This is a genomic window from Micromonospora sp. NPDC005979 (assembly GCF_040614415.1).
Lineage (GTDB): Bacteria > Actinomycetota > Actinomycetes > Mycobacteriales > Micromonosporaceae > Micromonospora.
Map to the genome: position 1 here is coordinate 190,550 of NZ_JBEXUR010000006.1, position 25,993 is coordinate 216,542.

Here is a 25,993-nt window from a genome sequence, read left to right on the forward strand (position 1 = left end):
CATGGCCGGCCCGGATGCCGAACTCACCGCGACACTCCAGCCCGACGTGCCGCACGCGGCGCGGATCTGGAACTACTGGATGGGCGGCAAGGACAACTTCCAGTCCGACCGGGCGGCCGGTGACGCGGTCGCCGAGGTCTACCCGGAGATCGTCCTGATGGCGCAGCACTCCCGCCGCTTCCTGGTCCGGGCGGTCCGGTACCTGGCCGCCGAGGCCGGCATCCGGCAGTTCCTGGACATCGGCACCGGCCTGCCGACCATGCAGAACACCCACGCGGTCGCCCAGGGCATCACGCCCGACGCGCGGATCGTCTACGTCGACAACGATCCGATGGTTCTCGTGCACGCCCGCGCGCTGCTGGCCAGCACGACCGTCCAGGGTGTCACGACGTACGTGCCGGCCGACTACCACGACCCGGAGGCCATCCTCACCGAGGCGGCGCGGACGCTCGACTTCGACCAGCCGATCGCCGTCATGTTCATGGGCGTGCTGGGGTACGAGCCGGATCTGGAGGTGGTGCGCTCGATCGTCGATCGGACGATGGGCGCGACCGCCTCCGGTAGCCATCTGGTGCTCTGGGACGGCACCAACACCAGCCCGCAGGTGGTCTCCGGCGCGCAGCGGCTGGCCGAGAACGGCGGTGTCCCGTACATCCTGCGCAGCCCGGAGGACCTCGCCGGCTGCTTCTCCGGGCTGACGATGGTGGAGCCCGGTCTCGTGCCGATCCCACTGTGGCGTCCGGACGAGGCCGACGCCCGGGGTATCGACGCCTACGGCGCGGTGGCCCGCAAACCCTGACGCGACGTCGACCCCCGGGTACGTCGCCCCGGATCAGCGCGCGCAGGTCAGCGTCAGCCCGGCCGGCGGCGCGCTGGCCGTCGCGAGCAGACCGAACGTCGTCGACCCGTCCGGCGCCAGCGTTCCGTTGTACGGCGCGTTGCGCACCACCACATCGGCGGCGGCCGGGTCGACGACACCGCCCCACACCGCCTGGATCCGCTCGTCGCCGGCCCAGCGCCAGGAGACGCGCCACTGGTCCAACGGCTGCGTGCCGACGTTGCGGACCGTAACCGTGGCGACGAATCCGGTGCCCCAGCGGGAGTCGATGGTGGCGGTCGCCCGGCAGGACGTCAGCGCGGCCGTCCGGCCGCTCCCCCCGTAGTAGGGCTCCCACCTGCCCTCGGAGTCGCGGAACCCGAACCAGTACTCGGTGTCGGGGGTCAGCCGGTCGAAGGTGACGGTGCCGTCGCGCTCGGCGGAGACCAACTCGGCCACCGGGTTCCGCCACGCGTAGGCGTCGTCGCGGCTGGCGAAGAGACCGACCGTGATCGGCGGCCGGTAGCCGCACGGCGGGCTGACCGCGATGTAGTAGGCGATGGTCAGGCTGGTGGTGCTGGCCGCGGACACCCGACCGCCGATGGGCGTCACCGGCGGGCAGACCGGCGTGGGTGTCGGCGCTGCGGTGACCGACGCCGTGGGCGTCGGCGCCGCCTGGGCGACGCCGGTCGTCGCGACCCAGCCGGTCGTGGCGGTAGTCAGGGCGATGGTCGTGAGAGCCAGGAAGATGCGACGCATCCGTACCTCCGAGAAGCCGTCGCCGTCGCGGCCACGGGTGGGCGGCCGACCGTACGGGTCCGGACCTGCGCGACGGCCGCCCGACGGCGATCGGCATGCGGCCGCTGACGGGGACTGCCCGGGCGCGGGTGGTAGGGCCACCTCGCGCGTCCCCGACTCCGGAGCAGAAACGACCACGCCGGCTCCCGAGCGCGGCCAAACCACAGCATCGCATTCGACGATTGTCGATACAAGCGAGCTGTCGCGAGCCCGTCGGACGCCCGCCGCCTTCCCGTCGCCGTGAGGACACGCGCCGGGCCCTCGGATCGACGATCATCCATGATGGTCTGTCACTTCGACGCGGGAGCACACCATGCGCGACAGGAGAAACACCAACCGACGGGTGACGAGGGCACTGACGGCGGCAGCCGCCGCGCTGGCGCTGACGCTCACCCCGCTCACGACGCCGTCACCCGCAACCGCCGCGGTCAGCCGGGCCGAGCTGGCCCTGCGCTGGGCGCCCATCCACTACCAGGACGTCGACGCCACCGGCACCCACGCCCTGGGCGGCCGGAGTGACTACGTCACCGCCGTGGACTTCGACGGCGACCTCAACGGACGCGACAACTGGGACCGCGTCGGCACGTCCGGCACGTCGCTCGCCGCGCACGTGTACTACTCCGTCGTGGAGACGAGCACGCACTGGTACATCACGTACCTGTTCTTCCACCCCCGGGACTGGACCGACCACCCGTTCTTCGAGACCGAGCACGAGAACGACGGCGAGGGCGTCCTCTTCGCGATCGAGCGGGACGGCTCCGCGTACGGCGTCCTGCGCGGGGCGGTCACCGTGGCCCACAGCGACTTCTACTCGTACACCCCGGCCGGCAGCACCTGGACCAGCGGCCGGGAGAGCGTCGACGGCACCCTGCAGTTCCAGTCCTCGCCGCACGACTCCTTTGCGCACCCGGTCACCGCGCAGGAGGCGCAGGGCCACGGACTGAAGGCGTACCCGCAGTACGCCATCAACGGCGACGGCCTGGTCTACTACCCGTCCACGGTGGCCGAGACGCCGGAGAGCGGCGACGACCGCGACGTTCGTTACCAGCTCGTCGACATCTTCGCCGCCGGCGGCCTGTGGGCGCAGCGGACCAACACGAACCTCTTCGCCAGCCTGGGCACCTTCGCCGGGGACACCTCCGGCGACTGCGGCGTCGGCACCTGGAGCTGCTCGGCGAACTCCGCGAACGCCCCCTGGGGCTGGGACGACGGTAACGACGTACCCGCCCGTGGCGAGCTGGCCAGCGACCCGGCGAAGCTGTCGGTCGAGTACTTCACCGTCCCGGCCGGGTTGGCGCGCGGCTACAGCTACAACCCGTACGCCACCGCCGCCAAGGCACTGACCGAGGCGGCCCGCACGGCACCGCCGACCGTCGACTGACCCGATCCGCGCAGGTGCGCGGCCGACCCGTTCGGCCGCGCACCTGCGCCCACCGGCGGTCGCGCCACCCCGGATCGACACGTAGCCTGCGCAGATGCGACACACCCTCGCACCGGACGACAAGACCCTGCACGGGCACTTCTCCCCCGACCTCACGCCGGTGCTCACCATCGACTCCGGCGACACCGTCACCTACCGCACCCTGGACTGCTGGTGGTCCGCCGGCCCGTACCCCGGCGGCGCGAACCGGGACCGCCCCCGGGTCCCGCAGCGGCGGCCCGAGGACGGGCACGCGCTCGTCGGGCCGGTCGCGGTCCGCGGCGCTCGCGCCGGCCAGACCCTCGCGGTACGCATCGACGCGATCGTCCCGGGCACGTGGGGTACGACGGTGGCGGGCGGGTGGCCGAGCGCCTTCAACGAGCGCTACGACGTCGAGTCGACACAGGTGGTACACGCCTGGGAGCTGGACCCGGCGACGATGACCGGCCGCAACCAGCACGGTCACACGGTGGCGTTGCGCCCCTTCATGGGGGTGCTCGGCATGCCGCCGGCGGAACCGGGACGGCACTCCACCACCCCGCCGCGCGAGTGCGGCGGCAACCTGGACTGCAAGGACCTGACCGCCGGGACCACGCTGCTGCTGCCGATCACGGTCGACGGAGCGCTGTTCTCGGTCGGGGACGGGCACGCCGCTCAGGGCGACGGCGAGGTGGGCGGCACGGCGATCGAGTGCCCGATGGACGAGGTGACGCTGACCTTCGACGTCCGCGACGACTTCCCGGTCACCGGACCGGTGGCCCGCACCGCCGACGCCTGGCTGACGCTGGGCGTGGGAGCGTCCCTCGACGAGGCGACGTTCCGCGCCCTGGAGGCGATGATGACCCTGCTGCAACGGCTGCACGGTCTCAGCCGGCCGGACGCGGTGGCGCTGGCCAGCGTCGTCGTCGACGTACGGGTGACCCAGATCGTCAACCAGACCGTCGGCGCGCACGCGGTGCTGCGCGACGACGCGCTGCGCTGAGCCGACGCCGGCCCGAAACCGGCGTCAGCGCAGCCGGCGGGCCGTGAACCGGGCCGGCGGCTCGGCGATCGCGTCCTGCGCGGCGATCAGTTGGATCTCCCGGGTGCCCGCCGCGAGGGTCGCTTCGAGGACGGTGAAGACCGAGGAGACGGTGCGCTCCAGCGCGGTGGCCGGTGAGCCGGTGGTCGACAGGTGCGCCAGGTACAGCGCCGCGGTGACGTCGCCGCCGCCGTTCGGATTGATCGGCAGCAGCGGGGTGGTGACCGCCCAGGCGCCCTCGTCGGAGACCGCCACGACCTCCAGCGAACCCGCCGGCACGTCGTCGTGCAGCACGCTCGTCACCAGGGCGTGCCTCGGCCCGGTGGCGCGGACGACGTCGACCGCCTCCAGCACCTGGGCGAGGGTGGTGGTCGTACGGCCGGCGAGGAAGTCCAGCTCGAAGTGGTTCGGCGTGATGATGTCGGCGCGCGGCACGACGGTGTCGCGCAGATACTCCGGGATGCCGGGCCGGACGAACATCCCCCGGCCGACGTCGCCCATCACCGGGTCGCAGCAGTACACGGCGGCCGGGTTGACGGCCTTGACCTGGGCGACGGCGTCCAGGATCACGGCGCCCATCGCCGGGTCGCCCTGGTAGCCGGACAGCACCGCGTCGGCGCTGCCGAGTACGCCCCGGTCGGCGATGCCCGCGATCACCTCGGCCACGTCGGCGGCCGCCAGCAACGGGCCGCGCCACGCGCCGTACCCGGTGTGGTTGGAGAAGTGGACGGTCAACACCGGCCACACCTCGTGTCCGAGACGCTGGAGGGGGAAGACGGCGGCCGAGTTGCCGACGTGGCCGTAGGCGACCGACGACTGGATGGACAGGATCTGCACGGACCCATCATGGCCGCACCGTCCGCCCCGGGACGCGCGGGCCACCGATTCTGTCGGCTGGCCCACTGCGGTTCGCCCGGACGCCAGACGGCACTTGGGGCGGCCCGGACCGCCGAAATCCGGGCCGCCCCCTCGTGCCGCGCGGTCAGCCGCCGAGGCTCGCCGCGGCCGAGGCGATCGACGAGGCGAAGTAGCTCACCTGGGTGTAGACGCCCGGATAGTTGGGTCGGGCGCAGCCGTTGCCCCAGCTGACGATGCCGACCTGGATCCAGGCGTTGGCGGCGTCGCGGCGGAACATCGGGCCGCCCGAGTCGCCCTGGCAGGTGTCGGTGCCGCCGCTGGCATAGCCGGCGCAGATCTCCTCGGCGGGGATGAGGTCGCCTCCGTAGTTGGAGTTGCAGGTGGAGTCGCTGACGAACGGGACGGTGGCCTTGAGCAGGTACCGCTGCTGCGCGCCCCCCTCGCGCGCCGCGCCCCAGCCGGCGACGGTGAAGGTGCCGCTGTCGTACGCGGTCGTGGTGGCGATCTTCAACGTGCTCAGCCCGGTGACGGGGGTGGCCAGGCGGATCAGCGCCCAGTCCTTGCCGTTGCCGTTGTAGCCGGGCGCGCGGTAGACGTAGTTGGACCGGACGGTGATCCGGCTGGACGACTGGAGGTCGACCACCCCGAGGGTCGCGGTGATGCTGGTGTTGGTGCCGGTCGCGCCCACGCAGTGCGCGGCGGTGAGCACCAGCCGGGAGCTGTAGAGGGCCCCGCCGCAGCCCATCGAGAGCCGCACCATGAACGGGAACTCGCCCTGGGAGGCGCGGGTGCCGCCGACCACGTTCGGCGTGACGGGGTTGTCGGCCGCGGCGGCGGGCGCCGCGAGGGTGAGGCTGGCCGCGGCCAGCGCGGCGGCCACCAGGCCGGTGAGGGTACGCCAGCGAACCATGCATTCCTCCGCTTCGGGACGGCACACCTTGTGGGCGCACCTGATCGATAGCGGTAATCGTATTGATGGGAATGGATGTTGCGGGTCATCCCCTCTGGGTCGTACCCCGGGGTTATGGATCGTTAGACGTCGCGGTCCCGCCGACGGCGACGCCCACGGGCGGCGCCGACCGCCATGAGGCTGACCACCGCGGCGGCCAGTTGCAGCACCGCGCCGAGCAGGTCGACCAGGCTGGAGAGGGCGGTAGCGTCGGGGACAAGGTCCATCGCGGCCTCCGGGTTTCGACCCCCACCATCCGCGCCTTGCGGAGGGCTTCCCCCGGGCCCACGGACATCGACGGGCGCCACCGTCATTATGGCAGCGGCCGGCGAGCGCACCAACCCCCGGACGTACGCGCACCCTGCCGCGACCGCCCGGCGTGGTGTCAGCCCGCGTCGGCGGGGCTGTCAGCGGCGTGTCGGAGCGGTGTCAGGCGCGCCGCGCACGCTGGTCGGCATGACAACCGATCTGGTGATCGAGGCCGAGGGCCTCGTCAAGACCTTCGGGAAGACGAGGGCGCTACAGGGCGTGGACCTCGCCGTACCCCGGGGGACGGTGCTCGGGGTGCTCGGGCCCAACGGCGCGGGCAAGACCACGGCCGTCCGCATCCTCTCCACCCTGCTGACCCCGGACGCCGGGAGCGCCCGGATCGGCGGCTTCGACGTCGTCCGCGACGCCGGGCGGGTCCGGCAGCGTATCGGCCTCACCGGCCAGTACGCCTCGGTCGACGAGGACCTGACCGGGCGGCAGAACCTGGAACTGTTCGGCACGCTGCTGGACCTCGGTCGCGCCGGTGCCCGGCGGCGGGCCACCGAACTGCTCGAGTGGTTCGACCTGACCGACGCCGCGAACCGGCCCGCCAAGACGTACTCCGGGGGTATGCGGCGGCGGCTCGACCTGGCCGCGAGCCTCGTGGGCTCGCCGGACGTGATCTTCCTGGACGAGCCGACGACCGGGCTGGACCCGGCCAAGCGCGAGGACATGTGGGACGTGGTCCGGTCGTTGGTGACCAACGGCTCGACGGTGCTGCTCACCACGCAGTACCTGGAGGAGGCCGACGCGCTGGCCGACGCGATCACGGTGATCGACCACGGACGGGTCATCGCGCACGACACGCCCGACGGGCTCAAGCGGATCGTCGGCGGGCAGACCCTCGAGGTCCGGCCGACCGACCCGGGGCAGCTTCGCCGGACCGCGGCGATCCTGACCGACGTGGGCTCGGGCGGGTCGGCCGACGAGATCCGCAGGGGCGTCCTCGCCGTGCCGGTCGCCGACGACACGGCGCTGACCGAGAGCGTCGCCCGCCTGGCCTCCGCCGGCATCGCCGTCACCGAACTCTCCCTGCACCTGCCCAGCCTCGACGAGGTGTTCTTCACCCTCACCGGGCGTACGGCATCCGAGGACGACACCACTTCGCGTACGGAGGTAGCGGCATGAGCACCCAGTTGGACGCACCACCCACGACGGGTCCGGCGCTGTCGACGGCAGCGGTGAACCCGCGACCGTTCCGACTGGTGCGGCACTCGCTGGCGCTCGCCAAGCGCAGCCTCATCAAGACCTGGCGTACGCCCGAGGCGCTGATCGACGTCACGCTGCAACCGGTGCTGTTCCTGGTCATCTTCGTCTACATCTTCGGCGGGGCGGTCGCCGGCTCCACCCATGACTACCTGCAATTCCTGCTGCCGGGCATCCTGGCGCAGACCATCGCGACCGGGGCGATCGCGATCGGCGTGAACCTCAACACCGATATCGCCAAGGGCATCTTCGACCGGTTCCGGTCGCTGCCGGTCCCCCGCTCCGCACCGCTTGTCGGCGCGGTCCTCGGCGACGTCGTCCGGTACGTGATCGTCACGGTCTCGACCCTCGCGATCGGCTACCTGATGGGCTTCCGGATCGACACCGACCCGTTCCGGGCGATCGCCGGCTGCGTGCTCGCGGTGCTGTTCGCGCTCTGCCTGAGCTGGCTGCCGGTCTGGGTGTCGATGAAGGTGCGTACCCCGGGTGCCGTGCAGGGCCTGATGTTCGCCCTGATCATGCCGCTGAGCTTCGGTTCGAACGTGTTCGTCGGCACCGACACCCTGCCCGGCTGGATGCAGGCCTTCGTCAAGGTCAACCCGATGACCCACCTGGTGGCCTCGGTCCGCGGACTGTTCCTCGGCACCCCGCTCGACGCGCACGTGTGGTGGACCCTCGCCTGGTGCGCCGGCTTCGTGGCGGTGTTCATGCCCATGGCGCTACGCGCCTACCGCAAGAAGGTCTAGCTACAGCAGGTCGTCCATCAGGGCGCGGATGCGGGCGACCGCGACGGCGACCGGACGCTCGCGCCACGCGGCCAGCAACTGCTCACGCCGACTCTCGTCCCCGAGAGCGGCGATGAGCTGTTCGCCCTGCCCGGCGGGGAGGAACATCTCCATGTGCGTGCCGATCCGCCGGGCGATCGCGAACAGTTCACGGGCGGTCTCGACGTCACCACGACTGGCGGCGAGTTCCGCCCCGCCCGACGCCCACGCGCCGATCACCGGCAGGTCCCGCGACGTCAGCGCGTCGTCGCGGGCGGCGGACAGCAGCGAGGCGGCGCGGGCGTCGGCCGCACCGCCGGTGTCCCGCCGCGCGTGGGCCACCCGCAGGTAGAGCACCGCCGCCGCGGTCCGCAGCATCACCCGCGGCTGCGGCGGCGGTCCGGTCCAGTCCACGAGGATGCGGCTCACCTCGTCGGCGCGGGCGAGCGCCTCGTCGTACCGCTCGCGCCGCCAGGCGAGTTGGGCCAGGCCGAGCAGCGCCTGCGCCACGTCCACCTGCTCGGCCTGACCCGAGCCGACCAACTCCGCCAGCCGCCGCTCCGCCTCCTCCTCGCCGTTGAGGGCGAGATGCACGTCGAGGCGTACCCGCACCGACCGCGCGTCCTGCTGGGCGCCGATCATCTCCATGTGCCGGAGACTGAGCGTCAGCCACTCGGCCGAGCGTTCCTCCCGTCCGGGCAGCAGGAACTGCCCCACGGCGCCCGCCGCCATCGCCATGCCCCAGTGGTCACCGGCGGCCTCGAAGCGGTGGTACGCCTGCTCGGCGTCCTCGATCGACGACTCCGGCAGGCCGCCGTTCTCCCGTACCGCCGCGCGCGCGAACAGCCCGAGCCCCTGCACGTACGGGTCCGGGTGGGCGATCAGCTCACCTGCGCTCTTCAGGCTCTCCTGGACGTCGGACGTGTCGAAACCGGGCAACGCCGACGCGAGCGCGGTCAGCCTCGGCGACACCTCGGCGGGCCGTTCGCCCAGGAGGGTGCGCAGGGCCCGCCGGGCGAGCACGGCCGGGCGGAAGTCGGCGCTGATGCCGGCGTTCACGCCGATCAGCAGGCACGTCCAGGCGAGCCGGTCACCGTCGGGCAGCGGTCGGCCGCTGGCCCGGCCGCCCAGGATCGCCGATCGCCGCCGCCGACGCGGCTCGTCGACGTGCAGCAGCGAACGCGCCCAGGCGAGGACCTCCAGGTGCAGGCCGCGCACCGTCCAGAGATGCAGCAGCGCGGTGGCGACGTCGACGGCGGCGGGCTCGTCGTCGTGGCTCAGCGCCCAGCGCAGGCCGGCAAGCAGGTTGTCCTGCTCGGTCGCGCAGCGGTCGAGCGCCACGACCTGCTCGCGACCGACAAGGCGGGCGGCCAGCGCCACAGCCTCGTGCCGGGCCCACCCGGTGAGGCCGGCCATCGCCACGTCCCGGTCGCCGGACGCGCCCAGCCGGGCCTCGCCGTACTCACGGACGGTCTCCAACATCCGGTAGCGCGGTGGCCCGTCGGCCTCGACCAGGGTCAGCAGGGACTGTTCGACGAGCGTGGCGAGGCCACGGCGGACGTCCGGCGTCCCGGCGACCGCGGCGGCGAGGTCGGCGGTGAACGGCGCGGGGATGACCGCGACCCGTTCCAGCAGCGTCCGGTCGTCGGGGGCGAGCAGTTCGCGGCTCCAGTCGACCATCGCCCACAGGCTGGCGTGGCGTTCCGGCAGCCCGCGCAGCGCGTCGTCGAGCAGGGCGAACCGGTCGGCCAACCCGGCGAGCACGTCGTCGATCGGCATGTGCCGCAGCCGCGCGGCGGCCAGTTCGAGGGCCAACGGCAGGTTGTCCAGCCGGTTGCACAGCTCGAGAGCCCGGGCGGTGTCCCAGGTCGGGACCGCGCCACCGGCCCGCGCCCGGGATTCGACCAGCCCGAGCGCGTCGGAGTCCGGCAGGGCGGTCAGTCGGTGGACCCGCTCGCCGGCCAGGCCCAGCGGGGCCCGACTGGTGGCGAGCACCGCGACCTCCGGTGACGTCACCGCGAGCAGGTCCGCGACGACGGTGGCCACCGCGTCGAGGACGTGCTCGCAGTTGTCCACCACGATCAGGCCGTCGAGGTCCGGCGCCACGGCACGCATCCGCTCCTCGGGGCTGAGCACCCGGCGTTCGAGGCCCAGGTTGCCGCCGGTGGACGAGGTGTCCGCGCCGCCGAGCGCCGCGAGCACGGTGGGCAGCACCTCGTCGGGCGAGCGCAGACCGGCCAGCTCGACCACCCGTACCCCCTGCCCGGCCGCCGCCGCGCGTCGGGTGACCTCGGCGGCGAGGCGGGTCTTGCCCGCGCCGCCGGTCGCCACGATCGTCACGAGCGCCGAATCGTCGAGCGCCGCGTCCAGGGCCTCGACGTCCCGCTCGCGGCCCACGAGGGCGGTCATCGGCCGGCGCCACGCGGCGGGCAGGACGACGCGTGCCGGCGGACGGGGTGGCGCCACGACGGCCGGCGTGGTGAGTTCGCCGCGCAGGAGGGCCAGGTGGACCTGTGTGATCACCGGGGACGGGTCGGTACCGTAGCGGTCGGCAAGCTCGTCGCGGAGACGCTCGACCACCTCCAGCGCCTCCGCCTCCCGCCCCTGGACGGCGAGCACCCGCACGAGCAGGGCGGCCGACGGCTCGTCCGGGGGCGTCCGCGCGGCCAGCCGGCGCAGGTCGGCCTCGTCGTACGGGCCCGCGCCGGCGAGCGCGGCCTCGGCGCGCAGCGCGGCGACGTCGGCGAACAGGCGCGTGTCGTCCGCGCCGGCGATCTCCGGCACCTCGGGGAACAGGGCGCGAGCCCGGTCGGCCGCGTCGCGGGCCGCGCGCGCGTCACCGGCCCGCAGCGCGACCCGACCGCCCTCGACGAGCGCCCGTGCCTCGACCGCGTCGACGGTCACCTCCTCGGTCGGCAGGCGGTAACCCCCCGGCACGGCCACCACGGGCAGCCCGAGACGACGTACGCGGGACACGAGCGCCTGCACGGCGCCGGTCGCGTCGTCCGGCGGGCCGCCGTCCCAGACCACGTCCACGAGCAGGCTGGTGGAGACCGCCCGACCGCGCGCGTCGACGAGCGCGCGGAGCACCGCGGCCAACCGCTCGCCCCGGACCGGCCGGCCGTCGACGGCGAGGGGACCGAGGATGGTGATCTGCACGGGACCAGCATCCCTCACGCGCACCACAGCGCCGTGCAGGGTGCCCGACGGCGTGGGGTGCGGCCGGGACGCCGCGGTGCGTACAGTTTCGGGTCGGACTTGGGGTGGGCCGGCGAAATCCGGCACAGGAAACGGGACGAGACAACGACGCATGACGGTGGACAACATTCCCGACAACGCTCAGGGCGGCATCGACCGGAACCGGCTGGAGACCTGCCTGAGCGTCTTCGAGGCGTTGGAGGCCCTTCCTCCCGACCACCCCGACGTGGTGCGGGTGCAGCGGGCCACCGCGAGGCTCTACAAGGTGATCAAGCAGCGGCGACGTGAGGAGCGACGCGACGCCATCCTGGCGGCCGACCGTGCGGTGACGGAGGCCACGGCCACCGGCGCCCCGGGTCGAATCGACGACGAGACCCAGGGCATCCCCCTCGCCTCCCCCACCAGCGGCACGACGGCGGGGCTCCTGCACAACCCGCGCGGCTGCTACATCTGCAAGCAGCGCTACCGCGAGGTGGACGCCTTCTACCACCAGCTCTGCCCGTCCTGCGCCGCGCTGAACCGGGAGCGCCGGGACGCCCGTACCGACCTGACCGGCCGGCGCGCGCTGCTCACCGGCGGGCGCGCGAAGATCGGCATGTACATCGCGCTGCGGCTGCTGCGCGACGGCGCGCACACGACGGTGACGACCCGGTTCCCGCACGACGCGGTCCGCCGGTTCGCCGCGATGCCCGACAGCGCGGACTGGCTGCACCGCCTACGGATCGTCGGCATCGACCTGCGCGACCCGGCGCAGGTGATCGCCCTCGCCGACTCGGTCAGCAGCCAGGGCCCCCTCGACATCCTGATCAACAACGCGGCGCAGACGGTCCGCCGCTCGCCCGGGGCGTACGCCCAGCTCGTCGCCGCGGAGGCCGCGGCCCTGCCGGACGGGCCCCTGCCGGAGCTGATCACGTTCACCAAGGCGGCCGGCGCGGGTGGTGCGCTCACCGCCGGCTCGGAGTCGCCGGCCCTCACCCCGCACGCGCTCACCGCGCTGGCGTTGACCAGCGGGTCGGCCTCGCCGGAGCGGATCGCGGCGTCCACCGCCATCGACGCCGGCGGTCTCGTGCCGGACCTCGACCCGGTCAACAGCTGGGTGCAGCGGGTGCAGGAGGTCGACCCGGTCGAGCTGCTGGAAGTGCAATTGTGCAACGTGACCGCGCCATTCGTGCTGGTCAGCCGGCTACGTCCGGCGATGGCCGCCGCGCCGGCCCGCCGCAAGTACGTGGTGAACGTCTCGGCGATGGAGGGTCAGTTCGGTCGCGGCTACAAGGGTCCGGGGCACCCGCACACCAACATGGCCAAGGCCGCGTTGAACATGCTGACCCGCACCAGCGCCCAGGAGATGCTGACCGACGGCATCCTGATGACCAGCGTCGACACGGGTTGGATCACCGACGAGCGGCCGCACCCGACGAAGATGCGCCTGGCCGACGAGGGTTTCCACGCCCCGCTGGACCTGGTGGACGGCGCGGCCCGGGTCTACGACCCGATCGTCCGCGGCGAGCAGGGCGAGGACCTGTACGGCTGCTTCCTGAAGGACTACGCGCCGTGCGCCTGGTGAACGACGAGGAGAAACCCATGACATCCGACCACGATTCCTGGCCGACCCTGGACGAGCTGCTCCGCGAGGAGGCGGAGCTGGAACGTACCGGCCTGTCCGAGACGGACGCGTACGAGCTGGGCATGCGCGCGGTGGCCGCCGCGAGCGAGCGGGCGCTGCCGGTCGCGGTGGGCGTGTGGCGGGCCGGGCGTCAGCTGTTCCACTGTGGCCTGCCCGGCTCCACCCAGGACAACGACGCCTGGCTGCGCCGCAAGGGCCGGGTGGTGGTGCGGTTCGAGCACTCGTCGCTCTACGTGGCCCGGCTCTGCCAGGACAAGAACGTGACGCTGACCGAGCGTTACGGGCTGCCGGCCTCCCGGTACGCCGCCGCCGGGGGCGCGCTGCCGCTGCGGGTGCGCGGCACCGGCGTGGTGGGCTGGATGGGCGTCTCGGGGCTTCCGCAGTTGGACGACCACCGCTTCGTCGTCGACATCCTGCGGTCGGCCGCGCAGTAGTTGGCGAACCCGCCGCCCGTCAGACGCTGGACGGGCGGCGGGGTCTCTCCGTCAGCCCGCCCGACGGTTGGCGCGCACGGCGCCCAGGATCACGCCGAGTTTGGCCAGCGACAGCGGGTGCTCGCGCATGGAGACGACCTCGTTGAACCGGCGTGCGATCGCCACGTCCGTCACGGTCGCCGTGAGGATCTGCCGGCTCGCCCAGCTCGTGACCCGGTAGCCGCGCGGGTAGGGGCCGTCGACGTGCGGCAGCGCCAGGTCGGCGGAGGTCGACGTCGACCACGCGGCGTCGACCACGACCTTCTGCAGGTCGAGGAAGTGGCGGGCCGGCACGCTCAGGTCCGGGCCGGGGCGTAGGTACGCCGACAGGCAGGCCGCGTGCAGGGCAGCGGCCGTCATCCCCTGCCCGTACACCGGGTTGAACGACGCGACGGCGTCGCCCACGCTGACGAGCCGGGCCGGGAAGCGCCGCAGCGCGTGGAAGTCCCGACGCCGGCTGTCGGCGTGGTGGTAGGTCTGCACGTCACCGAGCATCTCCTGGTCGGCGACCTCGCCGAACTCGGGCGGGAACTGCTCGCGCAGCCGTCGGACGAAGTCCTGCGCGGTGCGTCCCGGCCGGTCGTCGCCGTAGCCGGCCATCATGGCCATCCACCGACCGTCCTCGATGGCGAAAAAGGCGGCGCCGGCGACGTCCGTCATGGTCCGTGGGGTGTGCAGGGCCATGACGACGCGCGTCCCAGGAGTCTGCTCCGGGCGTCGGAACAGCGCGGTGGCGTAGTTGAGGTGCACCGGCATCCGGCGGGTGGCGGGCCGCTCCCAACCGGCCTGTTCCAGCCAGTCGGAGAGTCGGCTGGACCGGCCCATGGCGTCGACAACCAGGTCGCCGCCCTCGACGCCGGCCACCCCGTTGACCTCGCAGCACACACCGGTGACCGCGTCGCCCTCGATCACGAGCCCGGTGGCGCGGGCGGTGACGGTCTTGACGTTGGGGAGTCGGAGCACCTGCTGGCGGATCAGCCCTTCCAGCAGCGGCCGGCTGCCGGCGAGGCTGTCGTCGTCGTCGGGTACGACCACCTTGCGTCGACCGTCGAGGTAGCTGCGTCGGGTGGCGGGTGGCGCCTCGACCGCGCCGTGGGCCAGCGCCTGCTGGCGGAACCCGGGAAACAACTGCTCCAGTTGCAGAAGACCGCCGGGCAGCAGCGCGTGCAGTTGGGTGCCCTGGGGCACGCCGGGCCGGGCGCCGCTGACCTGCGGGTCGTCCCGGTCGATGAGGATCACGCTCTCGGCGTGGTCGGACAGGACCCGGGCGGCCAGCAGGCCGGCGACGCTGCCGCCGACCACCACCGCCTTACCCAGGACCGGAGTTGGCTGCTCGGGAGGTCGCACGGCGTTCAACGCGGCGAAGACCCGAACCGGGGAGAGGGACATGGTGCTCTCCAAAGGAGTACGAGGCAGGGCACCCTCCCCCGGGTCTGCCGCACGGACAGACCGGCGGCGCCGGCCGTTCGACAGGATGCCTGACGATCGTTGCACAGGCGGTGACGGTCGCCCGTACGGCCCGCACAGGTGTCGGAAACCGGCCAGAACGCTGGACGAGGTGAGCGTACGGCTGATTGGGCTTGGCGCGCACGATTCGGATCTGTCAACATCACCGGCATGCCCGTCGCCCGTCGTACCCTGCTCGGGGTTGGCCTGGCCGCCGCGACCTCCGCTCTCACCGGCTGCGGCGACAGCGCCGGCGAGTCGGCGGGTGGGGCCGACCCGGGCGGCACGGTGACGGCCACCGACGCGGCGGGGAACAGGGTGGGATTCGGCGCGGCCGGAAAGCCCACGGCCCCTTCGTCGGGTACGCCGAGCGCCTCCCCCACGGCCGGCGCGGGCGCGTCCGGCAACCAGGCCCGGTACGCCGCGGACGTGACCGCGTTGCTGCGGCGACACCTGCCCGCCTCGGCGCAGACCGTCACGCACCACGGCTTTCCCGGTGCGGTCGCCCTCGTGCTGGTCGACGGCAAGATGACCGTGCACACCGCGGTCGGTGAGGCCCTGCGCTACGCGGCCGGCCCGAAACTGCTCGCGGCGAAGAGCCGGGTCGCCATGCGCCCGGACTCCATCTTCGACCTCGCCTCGGTCACCAAGGTCTACACCGCCATCCTGCTGCTCCAGCAGGTCGACAGGGGCCGTGTCGACCTGGCCGCCCCGGTGCGCGACTATCTGCCGGGGTTCACCGGCACGGGCAAGGACCGCGTCACCGTCGAGATGCTGCTCACCCACACCAGCGGTCTCCCGGTCGGCGCCAAGGTCACCGGCCTGCCGGACAACGCCGCCCGGTGGAACGCGGTCCTCGCCACACCGTTGGTCTCGGGCGCCGTGCCCGGGGACACGTTCCGCTACTCCAGCGTCGGCCTCATGGTCGCCGGCAAGATCGTCGAGAAGGTCACCGGCAAACGCCTCGACCAGGCGCTCAAGGCGAACCTCACCGGTCCACTCGGCCTGCGCGACACCGGCTTCGCCCCCACGACCTGGCTGTCGGCAAGCGAGAGGGCGGCCCGAATGGTCGCCACCGACGCCCGCTCGTCGCGCGGTCTGCTCCGTGGCACCGTGCACGACGACGTCGCCAACCACCTCGGAGGCGTCGCCGGTCACGCGGGGGTGTTCGCCAGCGCCAGCGATCTCGCGGCGATCGGCCAGATGCTCCTCGACGGTGGCACCTACCAGGGCCGACGGGTCCTCGGCGCCGACACCGTGCGCCGGATGCTCACCAACCACAACGCGGGCAAGCCGGCCGTCGACCCGGAGCGTCCGCACCGCACGGCCGCCCACGGTCTCGGCGTCGTGCTCAACCAGCAGTGGTTCATGGGCCGGCTCGCGTCGGGTCGCACCTTCGGCCACACCGGGTTCGCCGGTCCCTCGCTGCTGGTCGACCCGGGCCGCAAGCTGGTGCTCGCCCTGCTCACGAACCGGGCCCACCCGAACTGGTCCTGGGCGAATCCCGATCCGGTCCGAGCGGCCGTCGGCGACCTCCTGGCCTCGTCGGTCACCTGACCGACGCCGGCGGCGGTCAGCCCGCCACGGCGGCCGGCTCCCGGTCCCGACGACGCCCCGCGTAGCTGACGATTCCCAGGACCAGCCCGACGACCGCCAGGACCAGGCCCACCCGGGCCGGCGCGAGGTAGCCGAGCCCGGCGGCGATGCCGACGCTGCCCAGCGCCGCGCCCAGGCTGTTCGCGATGTTCATGGCGGACTGGTTGAGCGCCGCGCCCATCAACTGGGCGCCGGGGGCGACCGTGATGAGGCGTGCCTGCAGGACCGGACCGAGGTAGAGACTCGTCGCGCCGACGCCGAACGCGCCCACGAAGAGACCCACCGGGTGCGACGCGACGAGACTGAACACGCCGATGCTGGCGATCATCGCCACGAAGCCGATCATCATGCTGCGACGCAGGTCCCGGTCGGCGAGCCAGCCGCCCAGGGCGTTGCCGACGGTCATGCCGAGGCCCACCGCGACCAGCACCCACGGCACCGTCGCGGCGGAGAGGCCGGCGACGTCGGTGGTGACCGGCGCGATGTACGAGTCGACCGCGAAGAACCCGGCGAAGCCGACCGCCCCGGTGGCCGCGACCAGCCAGACCTGCGAGGTCCGCAGCGCCCGCAGTTCGGCGGCCGGCGAGCCGTCCGCCGCCGCGGCCACCTCCGGCACGACCGCGAGCACGGCCAGCAGCGTGAGCAGGAAGACACCGGCGATGACCAGGTACGCCGTACGCCAGCCGACCGTCTGCCCGAGCCGGGTGATCAGCGGTACGCCCACCACGTTGCTCACGGTGAGGCCACCGAGCACGGTGGCGAAACCCCGGGCCTCGTTGCCGGGACCCATGAGGGTGGCGGCGAGCAGGCCGGCCGCGCCGAAGTACGCGCCGTGCGGCAGCGCGGCGACGAACCGCGCGACCAGCACCAGCTCGAAGTTCGGGGCGGTCGCCGAGGCGATCGTGCCGGCGGCGAAGAGGACGAGCAGCCCGAGTACGAGCCTGCGGCGGGGCAGGCGCGCGCTGAGCGCGGCGATCAGGGGAGCGCCCACGACGACGCCCAGCGCGTACGCCGTGATCATCCAACCGGCCCGGGCGACGGCGTCCGACGAGGATCGGGCGTAGTCCTGCGCGAGCAGGTCGCGTGCCATCTCGGGGAGCAGGCCCATGGCCACGAACTCCGTCAGGCCGACCGCCACGCCGCCCAGTGCCAGGGCGGCGAGCGCCGCGAGCCGTTGACCTCTGCTCAGTGCGTTCACCGAGCGAATTTAGCAACAGCGTTGCGTAATAGAGTGGCGAGATGACGCGTACCACAGCGGACGTGACGTTCCTGCGCGACTACAACCAGGCGCAGGTGCTGGCCGTGGGGCGTACGGCACGGACGTTCGAACGGTCGACGGTCGTCGCCGCCACCGGCCTGACCCCGCAGGCCGTCTCCAAGGTCATTGCGCGCCTGAGCGCCGACGGCCTGATCCGCCCCGCCGGTGTCCGCCGCCCGGGTATCGGCAAACCCGCGGTCGTCTACGAACTGGTCCCCGACAGCCGGTACGCGATCGGCGCGCATGTCGCCCGGCGCACGCTGCGACTCGTCCTGGTCGACCTGGCCGGCGCCGTGCGCCACTCGACGGTCCGACCGCTGCCCGCGGACTTCACCCCGGAACAGCTCCTCGACGCCCTCTGCGCCGGCATCGGGACGATCACCGAGGACCCCGCGCTACGGGACCGGCTGACCGGCGTGGGCCTCGGCATGATCGGCCCTCTGGACCACGCCAACGGCCTCGTGCGGGACGCGCACGGCCTACGACACTGGCACGACGTACCGCTGCGCGAACTGGCCGAGGCGCGCCTTCGCCTGCCGGTGCACCTGGACAAGGACGTGACCGCCGGTGTCACCGCCGAGGCGTGGCGGCACGGCGCGACATTCGGCGACGCGGCGCTCATCATGGTCGAATCCGGCATCGGGGGCGGCTTCTGGCTGGGCGGCGCGGCCCATCGGGGGGCACACACCAACGCCGGCGAGTTCGGCCACACGGTCGTCGACCTGGACGGGCCCGTCTGCGTCTGCGGACGCCACGGCTGCCTGGAGGTCGTCCACCTCCGTGCCACCGAGGCGGAGGACGTCCCGCGTGCCGCCCGGGTCCTGGCGATCGGCGTCGTCAACCTGCTCCAGACCCTCGACCTCGCCCACGTGGTCCTCGCCGGCGCGGATCTGCTGCGCCACGCCGAGGTCTACCGGGCCGCCGTGGAGCAGGCCGTCCGTACCGACGTGCGGCGGGCGGACTGGCTGGCCCCGACCGTCACCCTGTCCAGCCTCGGCGCGGACGTGATCGCCGCCGGGGCCGCGATCCAGGTCCTCGACCAGCTCTACGGCATCCCCGACCTCACCCCCGGCACCCCGCCCACGACCGTGCGACAGCACCGGCCCACGGGCGACTATCGCGGGATCTCGTCGGCGTAGCCGCAGCCGCCGGCCGGATCCTCGCTGGCGCTGATCACCGCGTCGAGGCGATCCCGGACCTGGACGAGCTGGTCGATCTGGTGCGTGATGCGGTCCCGTTCGGCGTTCAGCAGGGCACGGGACTGCGGCGTGTTGACCTGGGCGTCGACGCAGGGCAGCAGATCCAGGATCGTCCGGCTGGACAGTCCAGCCGCGTACAGCGTCTGGATGAGCTGGACCCGGTCGACCGCTTTATCGCCGTACTGGCGCTGGCCACCGCCGCTGCGCTCGGGGATCAGCAGCGACTGCTCCTCGTAGTAGCGCAGGGCGCGCACCGACACTCCCGTGCTGGTGGCGAGTTCTCCGATCCGCACGGCCCCTCCCCTCACATGGTGACGCCGACCACACTTACCTCTGACGTCAGCGTCAGATTCTAGCGTCGTCCACGCGACGGCTGCCAGCGCGACGGCTCCCGTCGACGTACGCCGGCGGACCGAGAGGGGTTGGCGCACCCCTCCCGGTCCGGACCACGGCGATGTCCGTCGCAGTCGGTCAGCGGGTGTACGGGCCGTTGACGACGTCCATGATCGGATGCTGGGCGGTCCTGTCCTGCGCCCGGCCGCCGGTCGAGCCGACCGGGTCGACCCGCCCCTCGCTCACGTCGAAGTCGTAGGCGCTCTCCGCGTGCAGGACCTGGTCGATGCCGGCGACCTCGTCAGATCGCGGCACCCGGAAGCCGACCGTCACATCAATGATCTTGACGAGCAGCCAGGTCAGCGCCACCGAATACGCGGCGACGGCGAAGGCGCCGACCGCCTGCTTCCCCAGTTGCCCGGCACCGGCGCCGGCGACGAGGCCGTCGGTGGTGTCGAACACTCCGATGAGCAGCGTTCCGACGAAGCCACCGACCGCGTGAACCGCCACGACGTCCAGTGAGTCGTCATAGCCGAAGCGGTCCTTGAGGCCGACGGCCCAGGCGCAGACGACACCGGCGATGACACCGATGGCGGTCGCACCCCAGGTGTTCACGACCGCGCAGGCGGGGGTGATCGCCACCAGGCCGGCGACCGCGCCCGACGCGGCGCCCAGGGAGGTGAAGCCACCCTTGCGTACGCGCTCCCAGACGAGCCATCCGATCATGCCGGCACCGGCCGCCACCTGGGTGTTCATGAAGGCGACGCTGGCGGTGCCATTGGCGGCGAGGGCCGATCCGGCGTTGAACCCGAACCACCCGAACCACAGCAGGCCGGAGCCGAGCATCACGAGCGGCAGGCTGTGCGCCCGCATCGACTCACGCCGGAAGCCGACCCGGTTGCCGAGGACGAGGAGCGCGCCGAGGGCGGCCATGCCGGCGTTGATGTGGACCGCCGTGCCTCCGGCGAAGTCCTTCACGCCGAGCTTGAAGATCCAACCGTCGGCCTGCCACACCCAGTGGGCGACCGGGAAATACACCACGGTCACCCAGAGCGCGACGAACAGCATCCACGCGCCGAACCTGGCACGGTCGGCGATCGCGCCGCTGATCAGGGCCGGCGTGATGACGGCGAACATCATCTGGAACACCGCGAACGCGAGCACCGGAATGCTGCCCGTCAACGTGGTGTCCGAGATGCCGCTCAGGCCCACGTTGCTCAGGTCGCCGACGAGTCCGCGCCCACCGACGTCGTCGCCGAAGGCGAGCGAGTATCCGTAGGTCACCCAGAGCACGCTGACGATGCCCAGGCTGATGAAACTCATCAGCAGCATGTTGAGAACGCTCTTCACGCGAACCATTCCGCCGTAGAAGAACGCCAGGCCGGGGGTCATCAGCATGACCAACGCGGCACTGATCAGAACGAATGCGGTATCCCCCGCGTCGAAGCCGTCTGGCATCGAGATGCACTCCATGTCGTGGTAGCTGCCGCAGCACCGCGGCGTGGTGAATGTCGTCCGCGGACCGTGGTCCGCCCGCCTCACACGAGGTCGGCGGCCGCCAGGGCGCTGCAGCAGGTGTCGACGATGAGGCGGGTCACGGTGTACGGGTCGACATTGGCGTTGGGCCGGCGGTCCTCGATGTAGCCCTTCTTGTCGATCTCCACCTGCCACGGGATGCGGACGGAAGCACCGCGATCCGAGACGCCGTAGCTGTACTCGTTCCAGGGCGCCGTCTCGTGCGCGCCGGTCAGGCGGGCCTCGACGCCGGCGCCGTAGTTGCGGATGTGCTCGGCGGGCTTGTCGCCCCGGCCGAGGGCCTCGCAGGCCTCGATGATCGCCGAATAGTTCTCCCGCATGGCGCGCGTCGAGAAGTTGGTGTGGGCGCCGGCGCCGTTCCAGTCGCCCCGCGCGGGCTTCGGCTCCAGGGTCGCGGAGATGCCGAAGTCCTCGGCCGTGCGGTGCAGGAGCCAGCGGGCGATCCACAGCTGGTCGGCGACCTCCAGCGGGGACAGCGGACCGACCTGGAACTCCCACTGGCCGGGCATGACCTCGGCGTTGATGCCGGAGAGGGACAGGCCCGCGGCGAGGCAGTTGTCCAGGTGCTTCTCGACCACGGCGCGGCCGTAGATCTCGTCCGCGCCCACACCGCAGTAGTAGCCGCCCTGCGGAGCCGGGTAGCCGCCGTCCGGGAAGCCCAGCGGGCGGGAGCCCTTGAAGAACGTGTACTCCTGCTCGATGCCGAACAGCGACTCCTGGCCGGCGAACTGCTCGGCCACCGGGCGCAGCAGCGCCCGCGTGTTGGACTCGTGCGGGGTGCCGTCGGTGTTGAACACCTCGCAGAGCACCAGCAGGTGCGCCCCGCCGCGGATGGGGTCGGCGTAGGTGGCGACCGGATCGAGGACGCGGTCGGAGCTGCTGCCCTCGGCCTGGTTGGTGCTGGAGCCGTCGAAGCCCCACGTGCCCGGCGTGACGCCGTCCTCGATGATCTTCGTCTTCGACCGCAGCTTCGCGGTCGGCGCGGTGCCGTCGATCCAGATGTATTCAGCCTTGTACGCCATGGGTCTCTTCTCCTGTGATCGGGCCGGATGGCCCACGAAATCGTGATCCGTGGAACGGACGGTTCAGACCGCCGCGAGCGGCGCGTCGGTTCGCACGAGGGTGGCGGACGCAGGGCCCTCGCCCAGCGTCGACGTGAGCAGCGCGACAACGTTGTCATGTGCTCCGCGTTCGGCATCGGAGAGCGCCGTCCCTCCCCAGCGGTCCCGCAGAGTTGGATCGGCCCCCCGGTCCAGGAGGTACTGGACCACGTCGAGGTTTCCGTCGGAGGCGGCCAGGTGCAGCGCCGTCCGCCGGTCGTAGTCGGCGGAGTTCGGATCCTTCCCCGCGGCCAGCGCGAGCCGGACGTACTCCAGATCGCCGTGACTGGCGGCCCACAGCAACCGCGTGGTCGACGCCACCTCGTCCTCGTTCCTGCCGCGACGCGGGTCGCGTTTGCCAGAGTCCTCCCCGGCGGCCAACGAGTCGTAGACGTGGAAGTTGAACCGGTTGATGAGTTCCTTGCAGAACGCGACTCCCCGAACGGAGTTGCCGAGCGCGTCGAGGCGGGGCGACCAGACGCAGACGCCCATCACGCCGGGAACCACGATCATCAGTCCGCCGGAGACACCGCTCTTCGCCGGCAGACCGATGGTGAAGGCGAACTCCCCCGAATAGTCGTACATCCCGCACGACGACATCAGCGACAGGCACTTGCGGGCGGTGTCAGCGGAGAAGATCCGCTCCCGGGTGAGGGGGTTGACACCGCCGTTGGCGAGCGAGGCGGCAACGACCGACAGCGACCGCGCGTCGACCTCGATCGAACAACACTGGAAGTAGAACTCCAACGTCTCGGTGAGGTCGGTGCCGTCCGGAAAGGCCTGGTGCTCGCGCATGAAGTACCCGAGAGCGAAGTTCCGATCCGCCGTACGCCGTTCCGAGAGGTAGACGGCATTGTTGAAGCCGACCGTCCCGCCGCCGGCCAAGCTGCGCCACGTTTCGGCGACGTGGTCGAAACGGTCGGCCATCTCCCATCTCGGGCGCAGCAGCGAGCAGCACATGATCGCCCCCGAATTGATCATCGGGTTGTGCGGAAGGCCCTCGTTGTTCAATGTCAGCTCGTTGAACCCGCGACCGCTGGGTTCCCGCCCCACGTGCCGGTGGACCTGTTCGGCACCGTGCTGCTCCAGCGCCAGACAATAGTTGATCGGCTTGCAGACCGACTGGACGCAGAACGGGGTCTCCGCGTCCCCCACTGCGAAACGCTGGCCGTCGGTCGTGCACAACGCGATCCCGAAATTCTCCGGATCGACGCGGCCGAGCTGCGGGATGTAATCGGCGACCTGCCCCCCGTCCTCACCCCGGAGGCCCTCGTAGATCGAGAAGATCTCCGTCTGCAAGGCGGCGAAGTCCGGAATGACGAGGTCTCCGCGAAGGGACCTCTCGATGACACCGCCACCCGTCCTGCACCACGCGACGAAACGGGATATGTCGAAGCGGGCCGGACCGTCGCCGCTGGTGGCGGACCGCACCTCGACCAGGCGCGGGTCCGTCTCCGAGATGCCTGCGGCGCGCAGCCGGCCGACGAGTTCCGCCACCGCGACCGTCCCGTCGGCGTCGACAGTGAAGGACCCGAACAACTTCCCGTACTCCGTGGCCGCGAAATCGTCGAAGCCGGACGGCTCGGGACCGCGGGACCACGCCTGATCGGGGCGACGTGGCACGGCTCTGGTTTTCCTGGTCGCGGGCATAGCGGGTTTCAACTACTCCGTAATTAATGGTGACAACGCGGTGGCGACGCCATCGCCCGGCAGTCGCGCTCCGGTGACGGTCGAACCACCGACCTTTCGAAGACTAGGAGGGGCCGGTGTACGACCGCTTGATTTCCTCTTACCTGCGACTGCCGCCCCCAACCGCTCCATCGGGGGGCGCCGGGACACGTGAGTGAATAGGGCCAGCACTACCGCTAGGGTGATTCCCCGCACATTTTTGAACAGGTTGTGTGAATCCCGTTGGGCGCACGCCTCCGATGTCATGGTCGCGCGCACGCGGTCACCCAGCCGTCCGTACGCGCCCGGGTAGCCGCCGGTCCGCCCGTCGTCGACGAAGGCGACCGCGGCTGCCCGGGCCGGCACGGCATCTGTCGCGACGCCTCGTGCGGCCGAGGGGCACCGGGGCGGACGACCCCGTGGGATGCTGGCGACATCACCGGAACCCGCGCGGCGGCGGGGATGGACTGCCGACGAACCCGCCGATTACGTCTTTTCGAGAATCGATATCAAATCGACAGGACAGACCGTCGCGCAGAGCTGACATGGCAATCCCGGAGCGATATTTAAGGCATATTTAATCGGCGCGGCCGGATAGGCGCAGGAGGTCGACTCGTACTCTTTCTTCTCGGAAGGAAGGTGCACCCTCGTTGACACATCTGCGATCCACCCCTCGACACCGTCGCGCCCTGACCGCCCTGCTGGTGGTGGGCCTGGCTTTCACCGGCGGGTGCAAGGAGTCTCCGGGCACGCCCGGCGCTTCCGGCCCGTCCAGCGACACCGGCATCGGCTCGTCCGGGCCCGCGACGCCGACCGCCCCGGCGGGCGCGGCGACCACACCGAGCGCCCCGGGCACCTCGACCAGCCCGTCCACTCCGGCCAAGCCGGGCAGCTCGTCCACGACCGCCGCCCCACCCACCGCGTCGGGTGGCTGGATCACCGTCGACGCCGCCGCGCAGGCCGCCGCGACGAGGGCGTTCTTCGCGCGCAAGCCGAAGCCGGTGACCGGCAACCCGGTGAAGGTTGCCGAGTTCAACGTCGGCTGCACGGTCAGCCACCACAACGGTGACGACCCGATCGTCCTGCCCAAGCTGGCCGGCGGCTCGCACAACCACACCTTCTGGGGCAACAGGTCGACCGACGCCAACTCGACGGCGGAGTCGCTGCGCGCGTCGAAGGCGACCACCTGCAACTCGCCCGACGACCAGTCGGCCTACTGGGTGCCGACCATGTACCAGAACGGCAAGGTCGTCGACCCGACCGAGGTGACCGTCTACTACGGTTCCCGGCTCAAGGACCCGAGCAAGACCCAGCCCTTCCCGTTCGGTCTGCGGATGATCACCGGCAATGCCAAGAACCAGGTGGACACCCCGGACAAGCAGGGCAACCACTTCTGGTGCGCCGGCATCGGCGGCGAGATCGGCCGCAGCGCCGACAAGACCTTCCCGGTCTGCGCCAAGACCGCGCACGTCGTCCGGCAGATCACCTTCCCGGACTGCTGGGATGGCAAGCACCTGGACAGCCCCGACCACAAGGCGCACATGGCCAACGGCGACCACACCGGAGCCTGCCCGAAGAGCCACCCGGTGCCCGTCCCGTCGGTGTCATTCGTGATCTCGTACCCGTTGAGCGCGAACACGGACGGCATCACCCTCGCGTCCGGCACCTCGTTCTCGATGCACGCGGACTTCTTCAACGCCTGGAAGGACGAGGCGCTGGCCGCACGGGTCCGCAACTGCCTGGACCAGAAAGTGAAGTGCAACTCCGCCGGCAACTTCTAGAGCGGTCGTCGATCTAAGCTGGCCCGCGGTTCGTCGCGGGCCAGCGATCGACACGTAACGAGGTCGCCGGTGGACGGCTCAGCCACCGCAGCGAATCGGAGACCGGACACCTCGCGTAGTCGGCGGAAGCCGTCGCTGTAGTGGAACTTCTCGTCGCCGGACCGCAGGATGCTCACCGAAGCCAACCAAGGAAGCGTCTGTGCAGCGTCTCCGGCGGCACCCAGGTCAGGTCTTCGGAGGCCCGCACCAGTTGGGCACCCAGGTAGAAAGCCAGGGCGAGCGGAGCGTCGTCGAACTCCGCACGTAGCTCGCGCTGCCGCGTGCGGCAGGGCCAGGGCGCATCGCAGCCGCCACAGCTCCAGATCGGCAGCACCGGATCGTGCATGGTCATGCTCGGCAGCGCTTGGTTGCTCACTGCTCCTCCTCGGCGGGCCAGTGGCCCCGACCGATCGGGATTCGGTGTCGGCTACGGCAGGGCAGGTCACCCCCACAGCGACAAATCCACCTCCACTGCGGCCACGACCAGGCCGGGCGGTGTCGCCGCGCCAGGGTCATCGCGACGGCAATCAGGTACTGCTCGTAGGTGACTCGTCGCCCTGGTGGTGTCCTGTTCCGCATCGCTGGCTCCCTCCACCGCGC

At 71.7% G+C, this 25,993-nt stretch carries 22 protein-coding genes; 10 read left to right on the top strand and 12 right to left on the bottom strand.

Annotated features, from left to right (window positions below):
- Window position 1: 1 nt before the first annotated feature.
- Window positions 2–799, top strand: a complete 798-nt coding sequence (locus tag ABZ272_RS12805; RefSeq protein ID WP_355050087.1) for an SAM-dependent methyltransferase — start codon at window positions 2–4, stop codon at window positions 797–799.
- A gap of 33 nt (window positions 800–832) precedes the next feature.
- On the opposite strand, the gene ABZ272_RS12810 is transcribed toward ABZ272_RS12805, so the two are convergent.
- A complete protein-coding gene (locus ABZ272_RS12810) occupies window positions 833–1,576 on the bottom strand; it encodes a cellulose binding domain-containing protein (RefSeq protein ID WP_355050088.1) in 744 nt (247 codons plus the stop codon).
- Between the two features lie 352 nt (window positions 1,577–1,928).
- Here ABZ272_RS12810 and ABZ272_RS12815 point away from each other — a divergent pair, with 352 nt between their 5' ends.
- Together ABZ272_RS12815 and ABZ272_RS12820 are read left to right on the top strand one after the other, a co-directional pair.
- On the top strand, window positions 1,929–2,996 hold the full coding sequence (locus ABZ272_RS12815) for a hypothetical protein (protein WP_355050089.1): 1,068 nt from the start codon (window positions 1,929–1,931) through the stop codon (window positions 2,994–2,996).
- Between the two features lie 94 nt (window positions 2,997–3,090).
- Window positions 3,091–4,017 carry an acetamidase/formamidase family protein gene (locus tag ABZ272_RS12820; RefSeq protein ID WP_355050090.1) on the top strand — a complete coding sequence of 309 codons (927 nt, stop codon included), beginning with the start codon at window positions 3,091–3,093 and terminating at the stop codon, window positions 4,015–4,017.
- Between the two features lie 24 nt (window positions 4,018–4,041).
- On the opposite strand, the gene pdxY is transcribed toward ABZ272_RS12820, so the two are convergent.
- The 3 genes from pdxY to ABZ272_RS12835 all read right to left on the bottom strand — a co-directional run bounded on the left by pdxY (window position 4,042) and on the right by ABZ272_RS12835 (window position 6,090).
- The gene (pdxY, locus tag ABZ272_RS12825) at window positions 4,042–4,893 is read right to left on the bottom strand and encodes a pyridoxal kinase PdxY (RefSeq protein WP_355050091.1); all 852 of its coding nucleotides are present in this window, start codon (window positions 4,891–4,893) and stop codon (window positions 4,042–4,044) included.
- 145 nt (window positions 4,894–5,038) lie between these two features.
- Entirely contained in the window at window positions 5,039–5,824 is a 786-nt protein-coding gene (locus ABZ272_RS12830) for a serine protease (RefSeq protein ID WP_355050092.1), read from the bottom strand.
- Between the two features lie 122 nt (window positions 5,825–5,946).
- On the bottom strand, window positions 5,947–6,090 hold the full coding sequence (locus ABZ272_RS12835) for a hypothetical protein (protein ID WP_355050093.1): 144 nt from the start codon (window positions 6,088–6,090) through the stop codon (window positions 5,947–5,949).
- Between the two features lie 229 nt (window positions 6,091–6,319).
- On the opposite strand from ABZ272_RS12835, the gene ABZ272_RS12840 reads away from it, so the two are divergent.
- Both ABZ272_RS12840 and ABZ272_RS12845 read left to right on the top strand, forming a co-directional pair.
- Entirely contained in the window at window positions 6,320–7,300 is a 981-nt protein-coding gene (locus ABZ272_RS12840; protein ID WP_355050094.1) for an ATP-binding cassette domain-containing protein, read from the top strand.
- Entirely contained in the window at window positions 7,297–8,124 is an 828-nt protein-coding gene (locus ABZ272_RS12845) for an ABC transporter permease (RefSeq protein ID WP_355050095.1), read from the top strand. The genes ABZ272_RS12840 and ABZ272_RS12845 overlap by 4 nt, the downstream gene beginning before the upstream one ends.
- On the opposite strand, the gene ABZ272_RS12850 is transcribed toward ABZ272_RS12845, so the two are convergent.
- On the bottom strand, window positions 8,125–11,301 hold the full coding sequence (locus ABZ272_RS12850) for a BTAD domain-containing putative transcriptional regulator (protein ID WP_355050096.1): 3,177 nt from the start codon (window positions 11,299–11,301) through the stop codon (window positions 8,125–8,127).
- A 151-nt stretch (window positions 11,302–11,452) separates the two neighbouring features.
- On the opposite strand from ABZ272_RS12850, the gene ABZ272_RS12855 reads away from it, so the two are divergent.
- Window positions 11,453–12,904 carry an SDR family NAD(P)-dependent oxidoreductase gene (locus ABZ272_RS12855; RefSeq protein ID WP_355050097.1) on the top strand — a complete coding sequence of 484 codons (1,452 nt, stop codon included), beginning with the start codon at window positions 11,453–11,455 and terminating at the stop codon, window positions 12,902–12,904.
- 17 nt (window positions 12,905–12,921) lie between these two features.
- A complete protein-coding gene (locus tag ABZ272_RS12860) occupies window positions 12,922–13,398 on the top strand; it encodes a heme-degrading domain-containing protein (protein ID WP_355050098.1) in 477 nt (158 codons plus the stop codon).
- A 51-nt stretch (window positions 13,399–13,449) separates the two neighbouring features.
- Here ABZ272_RS12860 and ABZ272_RS12865 read toward each other — a convergent pair whose 3' ends face one another.
- On the bottom strand, window positions 13,450–14,826 hold the full coding sequence (locus ABZ272_RS12865; protein WP_355050099.1) for an FAD-dependent oxidoreductase: 1,377 nt from the start codon (window positions 14,824–14,826) through the stop codon (window positions 13,450–13,452).
- 228 nt (window positions 14,827–15,054) lie between these two features.
- On the opposite strand from ABZ272_RS12865, the gene ABZ272_RS12870 reads away from it, so the two are divergent.
- The gene (locus ABZ272_RS12870) at window positions 15,055–16,440 is read left to right on the top strand and encodes a serine hydrolase domain-containing protein (protein ID WP_355050100.1); all 1,386 of its coding nucleotides are present in this window, start codon (window positions 15,055–15,057) and stop codon (window positions 16,438–16,440) included.
- A gap of 16 nt (window positions 16,441–16,456) precedes the next feature.
- On the opposite strand, the gene ABZ272_RS12875 is transcribed toward ABZ272_RS12870, so the two are convergent.
- Window positions 16,457–17,677 carry an MFS transporter gene (locus ABZ272_RS12875; protein ID WP_355050101.1) on the bottom strand — a complete coding sequence of 407 codons (1,221 nt, stop codon included), beginning with the start codon at window positions 17,675–17,677 and terminating at the stop codon, window positions 16,457–16,459.
- 41 nt (window positions 17,678–17,718) lie between these two features.
- Here ABZ272_RS12875 and ABZ272_RS12880 point away from each other — a divergent pair, with 41 nt between their 5' ends.
- Complete coding sequence (locus ABZ272_RS12880; protein WP_355050102.1) at window positions 17,719–18,876, top strand: ROK family protein; 1,158 nt, start codon at window positions 17,719–17,721, stop codon at window positions 18,874–18,876.
- Here the strand turns inward: ABZ272_RS12880 and ABZ272_RS12885 are convergent.
- From ABZ272_RS12885 to glsA, 4 genes are all read right to left on the bottom strand, one after another.
- On the bottom strand, window positions 18,852–19,229 hold the full coding sequence (locus tag ABZ272_RS12885) for a MerR family transcriptional regulator (protein WP_355050103.1): 378 nt from the start codon (window positions 19,227–19,229) through the stop codon (window positions 18,852–18,854). The two genes, ABZ272_RS12880 and ABZ272_RS12885, sit on opposite strands and share 25 nt — an antisense overlap.
- A gap of 178 nt (window positions 19,230–19,407) precedes the next feature.
- Window positions 19,408–20,727, bottom strand: a complete 1,320-nt coding sequence (locus ABZ272_RS12890; RefSeq protein WP_355050104.1) for an ammonium transporter — start codon at window positions 20,725–20,727, stop codon at window positions 19,408–19,410.
- Window positions 20,728–20,807: 80 nt separating this feature from the next.
- Entirely contained in the window at window positions 20,808–21,827 is a 1,020-nt protein-coding gene (gene glnII / locus ABZ272_RS12895; protein WP_355050105.1) for a glutamine synthetase, read from the bottom strand.
- Window positions 21,828–21,890: 63 nt separating this feature from the next.
- Window positions 21,891–23,528: a glutaminase A gene (gene glsA, locus ABZ272_RS12900; protein WP_355050106.1), complete on the bottom strand. Its 1,638-nt coding sequence runs from the start codon at window positions 23,526–23,528 to the stop codon at window positions 21,891–21,893.
- A gap of 695 nt (window positions 23,529–24,223) precedes the next feature.
- Here glsA and ABZ272_RS12905 point away from each other — a divergent pair.
- Window positions 24,224–25,354 (top strand): DUF1996 domain-containing protein, encoded by a 1,131-nt coding sequence (locus ABZ272_RS12905; protein WP_355050107.1) that lies wholly within the window; start codon window positions 24,224–24,226, stop codon window positions 25,352–25,354.
- Window positions 25,355–25,526: 172 nt separating this feature from the next.
- Here the strand turns inward: ABZ272_RS12905 and ABZ272_RS12910 are convergent, their stop codons facing one another.
- Window positions 25,527–25,769, bottom strand: a complete 243-nt coding sequence (locus ABZ272_RS12910) for a hypothetical protein (protein ID WP_355050108.1) — start codon at window positions 25,767–25,769, stop codon at window positions 25,527–25,529.
- Between the last annotated feature and the right edge of the window lie 224 nt (window positions 25,770–25,993).